The 14,284-nt window shown below is 41.3% G+C and carries 24 protein-coding genes; 5 read left to right on the top strand and 19 right to left on the bottom strand.

The annotated features are described in order from the left end of the window. Positions 1–65 precede the first annotated feature (65 nt). The 6 genes from HXT27_RS06125 to HXT27_RS06100 form a co-directional block, all read right to left on the bottom strand. Positions 66–353 carry a hypothetical protein gene (locus HXT27_RS06125; RefSeq protein WP_199172709.1) on the bottom strand — a complete coding sequence of 96 codons (288 nt, stop codon included), beginning with the start codon at positions 351–353 and terminating at the stop codon, positions 66–68. Then, entirely contained in the window at positions 353–1,468 is a 1,116-nt protein-coding gene (locus HXT27_RS06120; RefSeq protein WP_422113128.1) for a hypothetical protein, read from the bottom strand. Before HXT27_RS06120 ends, HXT27_RS06125 begins: the two co-directional genes overlap by 1 nt. After that, complete coding sequence (locus HXT27_RS06115; protein WP_422113127.1) at positions 1,368–2,861, bottom strand: phage portal protein; 1,494 nt, start codon at positions 2,859–2,861, stop codon at positions 1,368–1,370. The genes HXT27_RS06120 and HXT27_RS06115 overlap by 101 nt, the downstream gene beginning before the upstream one ends. Continuing rightward, the gene (locus HXT27_RS06110) at positions 2,858–4,294 is read right to left on the bottom strand and encodes a phage terminase large subunit (RefSeq protein ID WP_422113126.1); all 1,437 of its coding nucleotides are present in this window, start codon (positions 4,292–4,294) and stop codon (positions 2,858–2,860) included. The genes HXT27_RS06115 and HXT27_RS06110 overlap by 4 nt, the downstream gene beginning before the upstream one ends. Further along, positions 4,263–4,706, bottom strand: coding sequence for a hypothetical protein (locus HXT27_RS06105; RefSeq protein WP_422113125.1), 444 nt, complete (start codon positions 4,704–4,706; stop codon positions 4,263–4,265). The genes HXT27_RS06110 and HXT27_RS06105 overlap by 32 nt, the downstream gene beginning before the upstream one ends. A gap of 183 nt (positions 4,707–4,889) precedes the next feature. After that, complete coding sequence (locus HXT27_RS06100; RefSeq protein ID WP_422113124.1) at positions 4,890–5,258, bottom strand: HNH endonuclease; 369 nt, start codon at positions 5,256–5,258, stop codon at positions 4,890–4,892. A 48-nt stretch (positions 5,259–5,306) separates the two neighbouring features. Between HXT27_RS06100 and HXT27_RS06095 the strand changes: the two genes are divergently transcribed. Beyond that, positions 5,307–5,489 (top strand): hypothetical protein, encoded by a 183-nt coding sequence (locus tag HXT27_RS06095; RefSeq protein WP_422113123.1) that lies wholly within the window; start codon positions 5,307–5,309, stop codon positions 5,487–5,489. Here HXT27_RS06095 and HXT27_RS06090 read toward each other — a convergent pair. The 11 genes from HXT27_RS06090 to HXT27_RS06040 all read right to left on the bottom strand — a co-directional run bounded on the left by HXT27_RS06090 (position 5,455) and on the right by HXT27_RS06040 (position 10,391). Further along, positions 5,455–5,604 (bottom strand): hypothetical protein, encoded by a 150-nt coding sequence (locus tag HXT27_RS06090; RefSeq protein WP_020758125.1) that lies wholly within the window; start codon positions 5,602–5,604, stop codon positions 5,455–5,457. The two genes, HXT27_RS06095 and HXT27_RS06090, sit on opposite strands and share 35 nt — an antisense overlap. 155 nt (positions 5,605–5,759) lie before the next feature. Next, positions 5,760–6,473 carry a hypothetical protein gene (locus HXT27_RS06085; RefSeq protein ID WP_422113122.1) on the bottom strand — a complete coding sequence of 238 codons (714 nt, stop codon included), beginning with the start codon at positions 6,471–6,473 and terminating at the stop codon, positions 5,760–5,762. Then, complete coding sequence (locus HXT27_RS06080) at positions 6,455–6,781, bottom strand: hypothetical protein (RefSeq protein ID WP_422113121.1); 327 nt, start codon at positions 6,779–6,781, stop codon at positions 6,455–6,457. The genes HXT27_RS06085 and HXT27_RS06080 overlap by 19 nt, the downstream gene beginning before the upstream one ends. 129 nt (positions 6,782–6,910) lie before the next feature. Continuing rightward, positions 6,911–7,039, bottom strand: coding sequence for a hypothetical protein (locus HXT27_RS06075; protein WP_422113120.1), 129 nt, complete (start codon positions 7,037–7,039; stop codon positions 6,911–6,913). A gap of 224 nt (positions 7,040–7,263) precedes the next feature. Then, on the bottom strand, positions 7,264–7,593 hold the full coding sequence (locus tag HXT27_RS06070; RefSeq protein ID WP_422113119.1) for a hypothetical protein: 330 nt from the start codon (positions 7,591–7,593) through the stop codon (positions 7,264–7,266). 21 nt (positions 7,594–7,614) lie between these two features. Then, entirely contained in the window at positions 7,615–8,172 is a 558-nt protein-coding gene (locus tag HXT27_RS06065) for a hypothetical protein (protein ID WP_422113118.1), read from the bottom strand. Positions 8,173–8,225: 53 nt separating this feature from the next. Continuing rightward, positions 8,226–8,702, bottom strand: a complete 477-nt coding sequence (ssb, locus tag HXT27_RS06060) for a single-stranded DNA-binding protein (RefSeq protein ID WP_422113117.1) — start codon at positions 8,700–8,702, stop codon at positions 8,226–8,228. A gap of 9 nt (positions 8,703–8,711) precedes the next feature. Beyond that, on the bottom strand, positions 8,712–8,933 hold the full coding sequence (locus HXT27_RS06055) for a DivIVA domain-containing protein (protein WP_422113213.1): 222 nt from the start codon (positions 8,931–8,933) through the stop codon (positions 8,712–8,714). 198 nt (positions 8,934–9,131) lie between these two features. Beyond that, positions 9,132–9,329: a hypothetical protein gene (locus HXT27_RS06050; RefSeq protein WP_422113116.1), complete on the bottom strand. Its 198-nt coding sequence runs from the start codon at positions 9,327–9,329 to the stop codon at positions 9,132–9,134. 190 nt (positions 9,330–9,519) lie between these two features. Beyond that, on the bottom strand, positions 9,520–10,035 hold the full coding sequence (locus HXT27_RS06045; RefSeq protein WP_422113115.1) for a hypothetical protein: 516 nt from the start codon (positions 10,033–10,035) through the stop codon (positions 9,520–9,522). Continuing rightward, positions 10,035–10,391 (bottom strand): hypothetical protein, encoded by a 357-nt coding sequence (locus HXT27_RS06040; RefSeq protein ID WP_422113114.1) that lies wholly within the window; start codon positions 10,389–10,391, stop codon positions 10,035–10,037. The genes HXT27_RS06045 and HXT27_RS06040 overlap by 1 nt, the downstream gene beginning before the upstream one ends. 32 nt (positions 10,392–10,423) lie before the next feature. On the opposite strand from HXT27_RS06040, the gene HXT27_RS06035 reads away from it, so the two are divergent. After that, positions 10,424–11,014, top strand: coding sequence for a hypothetical protein (locus HXT27_RS06035; protein WP_422113113.1), 591 nt, complete (start codon positions 10,424–10,426; stop codon positions 11,012–11,014). A gap of 150 nt (positions 11,015–11,164) precedes the next feature. On the opposite strand, the gene HXT27_RS06030 is transcribed toward HXT27_RS06035, so the two are convergent. Next, positions 11,165–11,497 (bottom strand): hypothetical protein, encoded by a 333-nt coding sequence (locus tag HXT27_RS06030; RefSeq protein ID WP_422113112.1) that lies wholly within the window; start codon positions 11,495–11,497, stop codon positions 11,165–11,167. Beyond that, entirely contained in the window at positions 11,482–11,760 is a 279-nt protein-coding gene (locus HXT27_RS06025; protein WP_422113111.1) for a hypothetical protein, read from the bottom strand. The genes HXT27_RS06030 and HXT27_RS06025 overlap by 16 nt, the downstream gene beginning before the upstream one ends. A gap of 67 nt (positions 11,761–11,827) precedes the next feature. On the opposite strand from HXT27_RS06025, the gene HXT27_RS06020 reads away from it, so the two are divergent. The 3 genes from HXT27_RS06020 (at position 11,828) to HXT27_RS06010 (ending at position 14,244) form a co-directional block, all read left to right on the top strand. Next, positions 11,828–12,391, top strand: coding sequence for a hypothetical protein (locus HXT27_RS06020; RefSeq protein WP_422113110.1), 564 nt, complete (start codon positions 11,828–11,830; stop codon positions 12,389–12,391). 20 nt (positions 12,392–12,411) lie between these two features. Further along, a complete protein-coding gene (locus HXT27_RS06015; protein ID WP_422113109.1) occupies positions 12,412–13,659 on the top strand; it encodes a 3'-5' exonuclease in 1,248 nt (415 codons plus the stop codon). A 165-nt stretch (positions 13,660–13,824) separates the two neighbouring features. After that, positions 13,825–14,244 carry an ImmA/IrrE family metallo-endopeptidase gene (locus HXT27_RS06010; RefSeq protein ID WP_422113108.1) on the top strand — a complete coding sequence of 140 codons (420 nt, stop codon included), beginning with the start codon at positions 13,825–13,827 and terminating at the stop codon, positions 14,242–14,244. The last annotated feature ends 40 nt before the right edge of the window (positions 14,245–14,284 follow it).

Genomic DNA, 14,284 nt, shown 5'->3' with positions numbered 1-14,284 from the left:
TTAAATCCTTGTTGTATTGAATATGTTAAAAAATAAGGGTTACTGTGTTATGGACCAAAATTTATTTATTCATCTGGTGAATGAACTTTACGCGGAACTCCTAAATCGTCTGCTATATCATCGTAGTTATCGCCACATTCATAAGGGTCTAATAAATTGTAAGCTTCTATTAGCAGCTCTTTAGGTGCACTCTTGTGTAGCCACGCGTATACTAAATAAATATCAATTGCAAGCGATGGTTCGCCTGCTCGAATAGCACTATTGGCTTCTTCTTCGGAAACCTTATCCATATATGGCTCAGCATAAGGTCTAAGTTTCTCAACCATGTCATAACAAAGTTTCATCATATCCATTAGCTTTTCACTCCTCTCTTATCTTCTACGTCATTATATGCCGTAATGACGCGCCATCCACGTTTCTTTTTTATTAAAACTACTTTTATTTTAACACCATATCTTGTAGCAATAAAGTAGCGACGGTTGGTTGATTTTATAATTATATCTTCGCTTGGGTTAGTTATTACAGACATAACCATTTTCTGTATTTGTCTTGAATCCCAATTGTCAGGGAATTTTGTTTTTCCAGGATTGCTAGACCATGCAGCGTGTCCGCCTTTGCCGTCTGCATCTCCTTCCATAATATGTTTCCATACATGGTCGCTAATATGCTTTACATTTGTTGGATAATTTTTTGGATATTTTAATACACGACCATCGGAACAAAGCCCGCGCGTCTTTCGTAATTGCGCAACGACTTCTTGCCATGTTGGTTCAAAAACTTCACTAGCGTCTTTGCCCTTTTTGCGAGCTTCCGCATATTTTTTCTCCCAAACTATTTTTCTAGCTTTATCCCATTCATCGCTAAGCGCGTCAGGGTTGTAGCCTCTAATTTTGTTTGGATTTGCATCCCACTCAGGACAAGCTACACAGTCGCAATGATCGTGCATTTTATGAGCTGTTTTTTCAGTCTCATACACAAACCCACGCCCTGCTAGCATTGTGCAAAAAGCGCATGTTTTGCCTTGTGGTACTAGCGCATAGCGTGGTTTTTTAGGGTCTCGTTTGCAATTTTCAGCGATTGTTGCACGTCCTGGTATTTTTACCCATCTATCCATGGCATCAACGATTGCTTCGTCAAACTTGTTTTTATTTGAAAGTATGTGATCGTGTATTTCTTCAACGATTGCTTTCTTGGAATAAGCTTGTGCTAGCGACGCTTCAAAACCATCATCAACATCAGGCAATGCGTCCGCACGAACTTCTTCATACCATTTAGCAGCAGCCATAGCAATTTGTTCGCTATATTGCGATGCTACTGCTGGGATTAGTTCGTCTATGAGAGCAATGCGAGCAGCTTCAGTTGGTGCACTAGCTATTTTCTGTAGTACTTCCTGCGCTGCTTCCTGTGCTGAGTCGCTTATCTTCTTGTTGGCTGCTGCTAGACGATTCGTATCCTCCCTTGTTACCAATTGTCGTCTCCTTGCCTAGCAAACTGTTAAGTGATTCAAGCGCGCGCGTTTTTCGTGCTTCGCTGAGTAGGGCTCTACTTTCTGAATCGCTGAACCCTAGTTGTCGCCATGCGATTTCGTTCATTGCATACGATGGACATGTTGCTGCAACTTTATTGAAGAAGTCACCTCTAGCTCCCATGCTTACTTCTTGAGTTGGTTTCCACGCAACCTGTGCTGCGTAAACATCTGGAGGGATTGTTGTCATTCCGTCATTTTGTAAGCAAACTGCAATGCCTAGTGCTTTGATGATTGATTGGCTAAAAATCAGATTTTGTCTATCTGCTTCGCGCGTCAATTTGCGTTCTGCTACGCTCATTGCTTCAGCACTTGTTGGGTTTGATGTTGTAATACCAAGGTCGCATATTGGCAAACCTGTTTCGCTGGCTACCATGAGCGCAATCGTTTTCAGCATCTCCGTGTGTGGAGTCATGCTTGCCTGCGTAATCTGTTGCAAGGTTGGAGTATCTCCATCCTCGTCCTTTGTCACGCCGTTGACTGCGCTAATATAGCTGCTCCATTCTGCCTTTTGTGCATCTTCAGAAAGACCTAAGAACCATAACTTTGGAATACTGTAGAACTCTGCAGTTGCTTCCATTCTTACGAAGGTTCTAATTGCCATATCCGTATAGCTCATAAGAGGTCTTGTGATTCGACTTCGTCCGAATGGTCTGTCGAGCTGTGGATCGTAACAAATTGGTACTACGCATACGCCTTGATAAGACTGTTTAGAAAGTGTTGCTTTCCATACGCCTTCAACTTTTTTAACTTCGTATGAGTATCCTTTTAGCCAGAATCTTACTTCGTTGACTTCGTTTTTCTCATTTGTTCCTGTAATGGTCATTGCAGCTTTTACTTCTTGGTGCCCCATATCCCATAATGCAGAACTCGCGAGTGCGCTTCTAGGTGCGATTCTTACTGCTCCACCTGCATCAGCGTCCTTATATATTGCCAAGAAACTACATGAATGTTTGTATGCGCTTATGATGGCTTGTGGCAAAATCACACTGAACTGGTTTGCTTCTGCGATTGCGCGCATGTTGTGAACATCGTCACCGTTGATTTGTAACCCATCGTAAACGCTTAAGTCAGCTAATGCTCTTACTGCTTTCGCGCTCCAACCAACGACTGCTTTAACTCTGCGAGCTACATCTTCTGGAATGGAAATATTCAGATTTTTAACTGTTTCGTCTGCGTTAAAGTATTTTGTTCGTTTTTGGTTACTTTCATAATGTTGTTGCCATGTGTCGTAGAGTCTTTTAATAGTTGGCATATCTTTTTCATCTACGCCATCAATTTTGCTACCAAATGACAACAGTTGCGAGCTTGTATTCTCAAAATCTTGTAACGTCATACTAATAGCCTCTGCTTTCTTCCAGGATGTCGTTTACTTACGAATGCTGCGTGCAATGCCATCGTGCAAGACACGAGTGGGGTAGTATCTACGTCATCGCCTAACTTCCCCCATGTAAAAAGTCCACTTTTGCCAAGAGGTCTTGTTGATGCTCCTTTTACTGCTGCTGCAAGTGCTGGCTGATCTTCATCTGGTAGATGCGTGAGTTTCCCAGCTGCTAGCATGTCCATGAATCTTCCGCATGCTTGCCCTACGTCTCGCATTGTTAGCGATATTGTTGGGATATGTGCATCTGCAAAATCTTGTAAGAGTATGCCTGTTGCGCTTCCTGCGTCTATTCCGACTCCTAGCATGTTGCGTTTGCGCTCTGCTAGAAAATCGATGAGCCAGTCTGTGCCCTCTGTGAGTGGATGTGATTCTAAAAATTCAATATGTGCATACCCATCGGAGTATTTCATACAAGCGGACAATGTTAAGCGGTCTCGCGATGGTGGAATTTCTACGCCGTAAGCTTTAACGCCACCTTCTATGCGATTGCTTATTGTTGCTGATTGCCATTGCTTATCACTGATTGCAGATGTTGCTAATGCGAGTTCATCCCATACTCCAAGAGCTTCGCGCCTGAATGAGTCTTCGGAAAATTGTCTGCGTAAGCGTAATATAGCTAATTCGCTTGTTCTTGATGGATAAGACGGATTTGCTTTTGCCCATTCTTCTCTATCGTCTAAATTGCAATCTCTGTCTGCACTAAATTCTAGATATATTCCATCTCTATCTGATCCTTTTAATAATGCTGTGCGCTTATCTCTAAATACTTCTCCAGGGTCGCATGGACGCGGGGGAGTGCCCATATAAAAAGCTAATGGATTTAAAGCAGTATTTAATGTTGGCAATGCATTATCAAGTGCTCTATTTGTTAAAATTTGTGCTTCATCGAAAACTATAACGGAAACTTCATGTAACCCTCGAAAACCTCTCTCGCGAGACCCAAATAAGATTCGTGATTCATTGATAAATTCAATCGCTTGTTGACCGTTTGCTTTGCGGATTTCCTTTACAAATCTTGATATTCCTTTGTTGTTTTCTATCAATTCTTTCATGTCACGAAAAGTCTCATCGCTTGTTCTTGAGTGATGCGCTGTCCAAACAGCAATAGTTTTCTCGTGCATTAAACATAAGAAGACTACAATCATTCCGATCGTATACGTTTTTCCAACTTGGCGCGGCAAGCTCATTACTACGCCAGACACCCCTGCAGCAAACTTGCCATTACTACGTTTGCCTAATATGTACATGCCAAGTTCAGACTGCCATGAGTCAAAGGTTACGCCGTATCTTAATGCTTTCTTCTGAAGTGCAGGAAATTCTGATGTAACGATTCCGTCTGGATATATGAAATGCCTAGCTTTGGTCTGGAGTAAAGACTGCGTCAAAAGTTACCTCCGAATCCATATTTTCGTCGTCTTCTTTTTCGTCATCAACTACGCCTGCTAGCTTTTCTGTTATTTCTATGTATTGTTTTGCCATACTTGCCAATGCGCTTGGTGGCGTATCTGGACTTATGAGCGCTGCATGTAAAATGTCGCGCGCGAATCTTAACTCGTCTTCAAGTCTGCTATCGCACATTCTGTCGAATGCGTCTTTTGTTAATTCATCGGTCGGTATTGTCGTTTTTATTGGTTTTGATTCGCCTGGAATGTCAAAAAGCACCTCTTGCCGACTTGATTTTTTTGGTTTTGGGTTCTTCTTTCTATGCGCGTCAACTCGACATTTCTCGCTACAATACATTGGAGCGCGTCCGCGACCGGTTGTTTTGAAAAAACGACCACAATTTTTGCATTTCATGGCTATTTTTGCTCCTTTTTATAGTGAAAAATCACCGTGTAACGATTTGGCTGTAACGTAATGGCTATTTAGCGGGGGGATTTTAGCCCTTTGTCCGGCTTGGTTTCCTTTGGAAAGTCGTGGGGTTCCTCCCCCTGCCGAAATGGTCTAAGGTTGCAACGTTTTATGTTACGTTACTTGTGTTTACCAATTTGAGTGCTTGTTATGTTGTTTGTATGCATCGCAACATGCTTCAGGCGCAACGCCTGTGTCTAATCCATGTTCTTTCTCGTATATTCTTGCTTGCGCCCAAGCTGCAGTGTGTGCTTTCTTAAGCTGATTGCATTGCCTGTGTGTAAGTCGAACATTATTCCAGTCTGTTGGGCTTCCGCCTCTACTCACTGGAACAATCTCATCCACTTCTGGACTTAGTGGATCTGGAGTTTTAATAGTTTTATCTACTGGTTTTCCGCACAGGTAGCAAGTGTCATAATAAGCGAGCACTCGTTTGCGCATTGCTTTGCGTCTGCTCCCATACTTACTACGGGGGTTACTCTTTGGTTTCTGTGGCATATGATGTATTTAATATAAGACTAATAAAAGCGAAAGGAGGTGGTATTTGTGTCTATTAAAATAAAAGTTGATTCAAATGCTTTGAACCAACTAGCCGATGAAGCTATGAGCCAATTTGCTGAACAATCTAAAGGTATGTGCATTGTATGTGGAAAACCAATTGAACCTGTAGATTGTCCTTCTAATAACATTGTCGCTATTCATCCTCAGTGTGCATCTGAGCTTGAGTAGTGTTCTTATTCTGTTCGTTTGCGTATTCGTCTATCCAATCTGCGAAAGCGTGAGCGAACTTTTTTATTTCTGTTAAGTCAGGAGTAATAGTAAGAGTAATTGTGGGCTGATTCATAGGTACTTCCTTGTGTATGCAAAAAGCCCCGGGGTATTAACCACGAGGCTTTCTTTAACGTCTTTTATTTTTCTAGTGTGTGGGTGGTTTCTTTCTTTGCTGCCACTTCACACCACAGTGTGATTATATCATTATTGGTGTTCACTTTGTCAAGTCTAGTAATTCTTCTGGCGAGTCTTATTTAATATCTCACTTATATTCCATATAACTTCCATGCCTTGCCCAGATGTATGAATTCTACCAGTTGAACGAAGCCTGCGAAGTGTTCCTGCTGGAATGTTTTTATTTAGTACACGATGCATAAACTCCGATGCTTGCTTGCTATTACCAACATAAGTAAGCTTTGATAATTCTTTACGAGTATTATTTAAAACTTCATTGTTATTTGTAACTGATCTACATGATTGACAAGTAACGCATTCATTAGTGCTTTCGTATCTCAACGGCCTTCCACAATTTGGGCATAATCCAAATGTTTTTAAGAACTTTGGATTTGTATCTGCTAGTACTTTATCTCTAATATTTTTTAGCTGTTCATAAGATATTGATGCACTTGCCAATAAAATTATTTCTTTTGCGTTGTCTTTAAGTGCTTTAATTACTGTAGTAATTGGCGCTGTTTGCGCAATTGTTAGATTCACGCTACCAAGTTGGCTTAGTATTTCTCGTTCTAAGCTTTCAAGTTGATCTGAAAGGTCAAGAGCTTTCAAGTTTATTGGAGTGATATTTTGGTTTACATGCATGTGTTGGTTTGATTGCACGCATCGCACTTCTCTATATACGAGCATTTCTAATTGCTCATTAAGCGAGGGGAGTGATGTAAGCAATTTCATGTAATCTTTTTGCTCTTTCAAAGTGTAACTTTGCATTGCGTTCCTTCCAAGTGTGACAAGTGTGATGCGAGTGTTACTACATTCCAATATCGAATCCCGTTTTTCTTTAACGGTTTTGAAAGTGCGTTGATGCTGATAAGTTGTTGAAGCGCATGATTCCCAGTTTTGTCGTATTTGCTCATTGTTTCGAGTCTTAACGCTGTTGTTAAGTATTTTTCATCTATTTCAATTCTCTTCGTTGATCGTAAAAGCTTAAGTAAGTGGTGAAGTCTGCAACTCAGTTTTTTCAATCTGGCTTGCTTCCCACTTAACTGGTCGACTTCTTCAGGTTTGAGATTGCTCATTAGTTTCTCCTCTCGAAAATTCCCTGTACTTTCGGTGGTGAATTGTTTGAGTGGGACGACCTTGTCAAGGGGAAAATAAAAATTGAGAAAGCTTTTTTGGCTTTCTCAATCTCATTTTCTCGATGACTTTTAGGTCGTCCATACAGCGCTTTCGGCGGAGCCATGCCATCGCGTATGACGAGTGAAAAAATATCTCACACGGCGGTTTGCTGTAAGGCTCTGGCATTGCCATGTTCGCTTATCCGGTCGTCCTGTCATAAGACACCTTGCAGCATCAATTCCCGACTCTTTCCGCTCAATACTGCGGAACGCTTGTGCAACCGGTAGGGAAACCGGCATAGGTCTTTACAGCGGCTATTTACGCTGCCTAAGAGGCGTAAGTCTATGCCGCGTTCAGTTATCCCGCATTTGGCCAATGCGAGTACTGTAGAGGAGTTAGAAACTCTTTTTACTTTTCACTGCTCCTCTGCAGATTTAACGTTCTAATATGCTCTAAAACGGTTTACGCTTATTTTTTGTTTGTGATTACAATTTGTTTTTTCGTCTTGCTCATCTCTTGCCCAATATCCATAAAGCTGCACAGCATATGGATATGATCTATTTGTCATGCATCTATATGAATGCACAAGCTTGTTGTAGTTTTGTGGCTTAATTACAACTTCTTGCCTATCCGTAAAAATGGTTTTATTAAAGTACTGCGAGCCAGTAAGAGCAACTGGCATTATCTCAGGTTTTGCGTACGAGCTATTGGCATAAATGCGATGAGTTTGTGAAAAATGGCGTAAAGCTGGCTTTAGAGGCGGTGTTGACATAACTAGCATTGTTAATCCCTTTTACGCTGCTTTTTGTGGAACGTATTTCACGTATACTGAATAAGACTCATCACATGGCAATATTCGTGCTTCAAAGTGGCCTTTATTGGCTGCAAACGCCCTATATCTAGCATTCCTTACGCGTAAAGCCGTATCAGATGCTGTATGCCTTGTAAGACCTTCTTTGAACAGTGCTACGCGATTTGGATTTGCTTTACATTTGTCAACAAAATCTTTGTAACGTAGTGGATAGGCAAATTTCTCAAATGATCCTTCAGGCCAGTTTTCGAGTAATTCCTCAGGTTGTGCACAGTTAAATGATTGATTGAGCATCTCTGGTTTTTTAGGCTTGTTAAGATTATTTTCTTTTGCTTCCCTTGGTTTTTGCTGATCTTCAGGAGTTTTCTTTTCTACTAGAGCCTGCTTGTAAGCTTCTTCTAACGATTCCACGCCTATTTCTTGCATATAGCGTTTAATAAGTCTTAACTCTTTAGAAGCCAGCGTGTTGATACCATCGCATTTTGCGATAATAACCAATTCGCAAGCTTCTTTTCGTCTAGCTGTTGATAGTGGTGCCATTATTGTTCCTTTCGTAGGATTTGTGTACGGTTTTCTAAAATATTTATTGGTTATTAAAACTCTGGTTCTTTGCTGTAGTAGCGATCTATATTGTTTTTTGGTACCCATGGATCTTGAGTAGATTCCATAGGCTGCTGTGGCTGCGAAATCATTTGCTGCGCACCTTGCTGCTTTATTTGCGTAATTTGCGCTGTTGCAAATCGCATTGACGCTCCAATATCCTCTACACTTAGTTTGATTGAAGTGTGATGCGAGCCGTCTTCGGCTTCGTATGTACTTTGTTCTAACTTTCCATACGCGATAACTCTCATGCCTTTTGTAAGGCTTTTAGCAACGTGTTCTCCTAACGCTCTCCATGCTGTGCAGCGCATGAAGACGGTGCCAGTATCCTTGTATTGCGAGGTTTGTGGATTAAGCACACGAGTGGTTGTAGCAATTGTGAAATTTACTACAATAGTGCCGTTAGGAGTAGTGCTTACTACTGGGTCTTTTGTAAGATTTCCTGCAATGTAGTATGTGTTATCGCTCATGGTTTTCCCTTATTCAGCTAGTAGCCCGGCTGTTTCAAGTTGCGCACGGTATTCTGATGCTGTTTTTTGTGCTTTTATCCATTCGTTGCCGAGTATTTCAATGGTTTCTTGGACTTTTTCTAATGCTTGATCTACTTCGTATTCGTCGTACCCGTTTGGCATTCCAAAAAAGCCAGGGCATTCTGTAAATCGCATGTTTCTTACGTCTTGTGGCGTTAGTAGGGTAACCATTTCATTCACCTACATACTTCTCAATGCTTGTGTTTGTAATGTAAACTTTGCTCCCTGGTAAGCGTCCGTGAGGCATGTGTAAAATTCCTGCATCTACGAGCTTCATTACGGCACGTTTGTCCATACTGAGCTGATCGCATACTTCTTTAAGGCTCCATAGTCTTTTGTATGGGATTCTTGGTGTAAGTGCTGATGTTCTCATTGTTTTCCCTTTTCTATGTTTTTGTTCCCTGTAATTTCAGTTGCTGCCATTACTCCTATAATTCCCATAAGTATGAGGAATAATCCGAGTGGCAAGCATAAGTAAAGACTTAAGTTGCAGAAGGCACTAAATACGAGTGCTACGCCTCCTAGTGCTATAAGCACGCCAATAGCTATTGCAACGTATTTTTTCATTGTTCTGCTCTTTCTTGAATGATTGCTTTTGCATGTAGTATTACAGCAAGCGAGATTGCTGTTCCTACAATGCCGAGCATGTTTGCTCCGTTGAAGCAGTAAAACGCGTTATGGATTGCATACCAAAAGCTGATTACGAAGCAGATGAAGCTAATAAGCGTTATTGTGTACGGATATTTTTGTACGAAGCTCATCGTTCTTCCTCTGCGTTCTCTTTATGTTTTGCGATGTAGTCTTTGAGTATCTCGTTGATCACAAATGCCTGATACTTGTATTCTCGTTTCGCATTTAGGAACTCTCTTTTTTTGTTATCTAAACGTCTAACCGCCTGCTCCAGTTCAAAATCGGGGGTTGTTGCGAGTATAAGGTCTTCTAAGGTTTGTAAATCATCCAAAGAAAAACCTGAGGTCTGAATTTGGTTAATTTCATCGTCAATATTCGTATCATTTGGCGCTTCAACAAGTGAAATCGCTGTAATCATATCCAAGAAAGATAGCAACGAAAGCCATGTTGCCTGCACCTGATCTCCATGCGTGCAATGTTGGTTCATGTACTGTTGAAGATTCATGTTTAAATCTTGAAGCGTAGAACGAAGCTCTTCTGGAGCTTGTAAAACGCGTTGAAGCGCTAGAATGTAAAATCTGCGACCGCACTCAATGGCTACGTTTTTCGTCTCTTCTTTCTTGTTGTCTAGCTTCTTTTGCATCACTCTTCCTCACTTTTCTCTTCACCAGCTTTGAAAAGCCTATTTTCAAAACTTATTCGCAGAACGCTGGCTTTACGACTTAACTTGTGATGTTCATTTATCTGCTCTGCGTATGCTTCAGTAAAATCTGCTTCCACGCGGTTGAGTGCTGCATATTGAATAGCGTCTGCGACGTTAGGAGCTTCTCGATATGCTTTGTTTGCAGCTGTGTAGCCAGGGAAATTTTTCTTTGCATTTTCTATGAATGCATCTAGCTGGTTTTCCTTAACAGTCGCCTTGTATGCTTTCTTAAACATCTTCTTGAGCTTCTTGTACTCTTTATTGCCTTTGCGTTCTTTGCCTTTTTGCTCTTCCATTTCTGTTCCTTTCTTCCTTTACACTTTTGTGTATGAGTTTTGATAATTTAGGCGATGCTGCAACATGGTTTTCTGCTGGCGTCGCGGTTGTTTCCGCTATTTTCACAGTTTGGTGGCCATGGCATAACCGCCCTCAAGCGTGCTGGGTTTCTATACTTTTCGATTCTTTTGATGCGTTCGCAGCTGTACTCCCTGAATTCTGTGGATTGGATATGTTGTATACGAGAGGTGAGCCTGATTATGCTGTAAAGCTGACGAATGCTGGGGATTGTGTTGCATTTGACGTATCTCTTTCAGCTATCGACTGCGATGTTTTTATTGTTGAACCTATCGAGGGGAGCCATAACCGCCGTGAATCTCGTAAAATCCTTTTTCCTCCCGCTTTACCGAGTATTTCGTGTGGTGAATCGGTATTGGTCGTTGCTTATAGGCATAAGAACGCCCAACGTAGCGGATTCCGCGTTCGGTGGATGGCGCGACCGGTGCGTTGCCATAAATATGTTTCGCAGCTGATTGAGCTTGAAGGCAAGTTTGCTTTGCAGCCATATAATCCAATACCTGAGAAGCGTTCATATCGCCCGTTTGTTTGGTTTTATAAACTGTTACACCGGGATGCCATATAGGTTTTGATATAACTGCTTTTGGTCTGTTGCTTTCTCTATTAGCTTCATGCTTTGGCTCTGTTGCCCAAATCACTGCCCATTGAATTATTAGGCATATGACTTGAATAGCTAGGACTACAAGCTGTATTGCTAATTTGCCGCTCATCCACCTCACCTCCCTATTTCGTTGAGTAGTCGCGTTTCTGCGTCTTTACTGGCGTGATGCGTTTCGTTGACTTTGCAGAGTAGTTCTGCATTGTCTTCGTTGAATTTGTCTTGCTGCTTGTTAAGTTCTTGTAGCGCGTCGTGATATTTTTGTTGCGCGTCTCTGACTGCTTGCTCGGCTTTCTTTATTGCTTGGCACTTGTCTCGCGCTTCTTTGACTTTGTTGAGCGCGTTTTCTTCTTGATTGAGTGCATTGCGATATTCGGCTATGAGTTCCAAGACTTTGGTTGTGTTCTCATCGCAGTTTGTGTTGAGCGCGTTTTTTAGCCTGGTAAGCATGGTTGACTCTTTTCTTTGCCTGCAAGTGCAGCTTGCTTTTCTGCTTGCTCAAGAATCTTTGACGGATTTTGACCAAGTAACGATGAAAGCTGTAAAAATTCAGTTAGCTTCATATCTCCTGTGTCAAAGTTTTTTGCAAGTGTATTGCGATTTATCCCTAATGCGTCAGCCAACTGCACTTTAGTTTTCTTTGCTAATACTGCAGCGCAAAGCAATGCATTGGTCGCAAATGCTGCCTGTTTTTTGCTATCACTTGTTATCATGTGTTTGATGATAGCACTTGCTAACTCTTAGTTGCAAGTGCTAGCGTGTCGCGTGTATTATTTAGCTATGCCTACCAAAAAATACCAATGGACGACGGTCGATAATGCAACCGCGGTAGTCATATCAGACCTAATGAGTCGTACAGGTAAGACCGATAGAGGTCTCGCTGAAGATTTGGATATCGATATTAGCTATAACCGTGTTAGAGATTTGCGCCTTGGATTAAAAGCGCCAGCGCGATTAAGTGAATTTATCTCGATTTGTAAAGCTTGCAAAGTAGATCCATCAAAAAAGATAAACGAGATACTTGAAACCTCTATACATCAAGAAATAGCAAAACGATTAGTTGTACAATCAGAGCCAGAACCGTCTGCAACTGTAGATTCTTCTGTTTCGGATTCTTCCGCATCGAATGCGTCTTCTGCGCCTACAAGTGCCGACTCTGGTTCTGCACAGTCCGCGTCGAGTGCGTCTTCTAGCTCTGATGTGTCAACTGTGCCTCCAAGTGCTGCGGACGATGATTACATAAGCCACATTGCTGACTTGATTGCCGCTGATCCTTCTCGTTTTGCTCTTATGGCTCATACCGACCCTAACAAATTCCTCGAATCCTCCACCCCTCGTGACTAAGAGAAAATAGGAGAGTAGTAATGGTAAGTTACAAGAAATCTGCCAGCAAACTCTTTGGAGTACATACTTTTACTATTGAGCCAGATAAAGCTGTAAGTGATGCCCCTCTGTCTGGCACTCGTAGGTACACTAAGTGCTCTGTTATTTCTATACCTCAGCCCAATAATCGTAAGCCTAAATTGGCAATAATGAGTCAGAAAGGTATGAAACTGCTAGAGGTTGGCCCTAGAAATTACGGGAAATATGCAATGCTTGAGCATTTAGTCGGATGTGCTAATGTTTCGCTTTCTTGGTGCGAAAAATATTCGCAATTTGGTGACGGCAATTCGTACTTGGACTGCAAATTGTGTGTAGACTCTAAAAATAATTCAGCGAAAACAACTATTCCTCGAATTGTTCTTGATACCGAAACTACTGGCCTTGATCCTATAAAAGATGAAATTATTCAGCTTTCTATAATTGATGGCAATGGCGATACTCTATTGAACGAGTATTACAAGCCAAAAAAGGTTACTGAGTGGCCTGAAGCGCAGAGGGTCAATGGGATTAGCCCGGAAGATGTAGCCAATAAAAAGCACATTGCTGAAGACTTTGCCAAAATACAGGCAATTCTTGATGCTGCTGGAGAGGTGTGCGCATTTAATGCAGAATATGATTTAGCTTTTCTTGGTGAATTGGGGTTTTATTTAGATGAAAGCAAAGTGACTGACACTATGCGACAATACGGTAAAATCTTCTACGATAAGCAATTTATCAAGCTCACAGTAGCGGCAGCTGAATGTGATTATTACTATAATGCTCATGATTCGTTAGCTGATTGCAAGGCTACACTTGTTGTTCAAAATCGCGTGGATGAATATCTGCATGTAGGCAATAAAAATAATGTAAATGAGAAACAAAATAATAATGCTTATGAGGAAGAACAAAACATCAATATCCATGAAGAAGAATTGCCAAGTGAGCATGTTCCCACGAGTCAATTTGTAAACAAAGGGCAACATCGTGCTAAAAAACAAACTAAAAAACAAGCTAAAAAAATTTTAACATCTAAAAATTATAATTTTAGAAGCTTTGTGAGGACTCTAATTACACTATTGTGGACTGTGATTACAATAATGTGTACTCTAATTACACTAGGACTTATTGTTGATTCTCCGAAAGACCCTACAATGCTCATTGGTGCTGCTTTTACGGGCACGGTAAGTGTAGTCTGCTATAAAAAAGTAAAAAAACTTAAGCAGAATAAATCTTCTGAACCTCGTAATTAAGATACATAAAAACAAACTTATGAAAGGCGCGAGTGTGCAATCGTGAATTACTTCAACAAAGCTATACAGTAAATAAAAAACTAGAATCGCGTTTTTACGACGATTCTAGGAGTCTCCTTCTACACATGGCAGATGAGTTATCTATATTATCTCAAATGACACGCCATGTGTCAAAATGTATTAGATTGGTCTATTATGCTTCGTTTTGATTCGCTTTATGATGAGGCTGCGCGTCTTGGTGTGCGCGTGGAAGAACGTCGCCTTTCTGGTAGTGTGTGCGGCTATTACTACGATGCTTGCAGACTGATCCTTCTTGATGAGCGACTGGCTGATCATCAGCGTTTGTGTACGCTGTGCCATGAGTTGGTTCATGCTGAGTATCGTGATGTTTCTTGTGGATTTGATTCGCGTTTTGAGACTCGTACAAGGCGCATAACGGCTTCTAGGCTTATTAGCGATGTTGATTACAAGCTTGCTGAATCAATGTATGGCACTGATATTTGGCTTCTTTCTGAGGCTCTTGGTGTTACTTGTGATGTTATCCAGGACTATCGCTCTTTCCTCTCCACTCCAGTTCCTGTGTGAAATATATATTGATAAGACGCGCGTTTAATAAGCCAAATTG

The organism is Gardnerella bivia (assembly GCF_049262715.1).
GTDB lineage: Bacteria > Actinomycetota > Actinomycetes > Actinomycetales > Bifidobacteriaceae > Bifidobacterium > Bifidobacterium vaginale_A.
This window is presented reverse-complemented; position numbering and strand designations above follow the sequence as displayed.

Excerpts from the sequence above, each read along its gene's own strand:
- HXT27_RS06050 (WP_422113116.1), bottom strand. The coding sequence starts at position 9,329 with ATGAAAAAATACGTTGCAATAGCTATTGGCGTGCTTATAGCACTAGGA.
- HXT27_RS06105 (WP_422113125.1), bottom strand. The coding sequence starts at position 4,706 with ATGAAATGCAAAAATTGTGGTCGTTTTTTCAAAACAACCGGTCGCGGA.
- HXT27_RS06055 (WP_422113213.1), bottom strand. The coding sequence starts at position 8,933 with ATGGTTACCCTACTAACGCCACAAGACGTAAGAAACATGCGATTTACA.
- HXT27_RS06070 (WP_422113119.1), bottom strand. The coding sequence starts at position 7,593 with ATGTCAACACCGCCTCTAAAGCCAGCTTTACGCCATTTTTCACAAACT.
- HXT27_RS06115 (WP_422113127.1), bottom strand. The coding sequence starts at position 2,861 with ATGACGTTACAAGATTTTGAGAATACAAGCTCGCAACTGTTGTCATTT.
- HXT27_RS06045 (WP_422113115.1), bottom strand. The coding sequence starts at position 10,035 with ATGCAAAAGAAGCTAGACAACAAGAAAGAAGAGACGAAAAACGTAGCC.
- HXT27_RS06030 (WP_422113112.1), bottom strand. The coding sequence starts at position 11,497 with ATGCTTACCAGGCTAAAAAACGCGCTCAACACAAACTGCGATGAGAAC.
- HXT27_RS06125 (WP_199172709.1), bottom strand. The coding sequence starts at position 353 with ATGGATATGATGAAACTTTGTTATGACATGGTTGAGAAACTTAGACCT.
- HXT27_RS06025 (WP_422113111.1), bottom strand. The coding sequence starts at position 11,760 with ATGATAACAAGTGATAGCAAAAAACAGGCAGCATTTGCGACCAATGCA.
- ssb (WP_422113117.1), bottom strand. The coding sequence starts at position 8,702 with ATGAGCGATAACACATACTACATTGCAGGAAATCTTACAAAAGACCCA.
- HXT27_RS06080 (WP_422113121.1), bottom strand. The coding sequence starts at position 6,781 with ATGAGCAATCTCAAACCTGAAGAAGTCGACCAGTTAAGTGGGAAGCAA.
- HXT27_RS06075 (WP_422113120.1), bottom strand. The coding sequence starts at position 7,039 with ATGACAGGACGACCGGATAAGCGAACATGGCAATGCCAGAGCCTTACA.
- HXT27_RS06035 (WP_422113113.1), top strand. The coding sequence starts at position 10,424 with ATGAGTTTTGATAATTTAGGCGATGCTGCAACATGGTTTTCTGCTGGC.
- HXT27_RS06040 (WP_422113114.1), bottom strand. The coding sequence starts at position 10,391 with ATGGAAGAGCAAAAAGGCAAAGAACGCAAAGGCAATAAAGAGTACAAG.
- HXT27_RS06020 (WP_422113110.1), top strand. The coding sequence starts at position 11,828 with ATGCCTACCAAAAAATACCAATGGACGACGGTCGATAATGCAACCGCG.
- HXT27_RS06015 (WP_422113109.1), top strand. The coding sequence starts at position 12,412 with ATGGTAAGTTACAAGAAATCTGCCAGCAAACTCTTTGGAGTACATACT.
- HXT27_RS06085 (WP_422113122.1), bottom strand. The coding sequence starts at position 6,473 with ATGCAAAGTTACACTTTGAAAGAGCAAAAAGATTACATGAAATTGCTT.
- HXT27_RS06100 (WP_422113124.1), bottom strand. The coding sequence starts at position 5,258 with ATGCCACAGAAACCAAAGAGTAACCCCCGTAGTAAGTATGGGAGCAGA.
- HXT27_RS06090 (WP_020758125.1), bottom strand. The coding sequence starts at position 5,604 with ATGAATCAGCCCACAATTACTCTTACTATTACTCCTGACTTAACAGAA.
- HXT27_RS06010 (WP_422113108.1), top strand. The coding sequence starts at position 13,825 with ATGTGTCAAAATGTATTAGATTGGTCTATTATGCTTCGTTTTGATTCG.
- HXT27_RS06065 (WP_422113118.1), bottom strand. The coding sequence starts at position 8,172 with ATGGCACCACTATCAACAGCTAGACGAAAAGAAGCTTGCGAATTGGTT.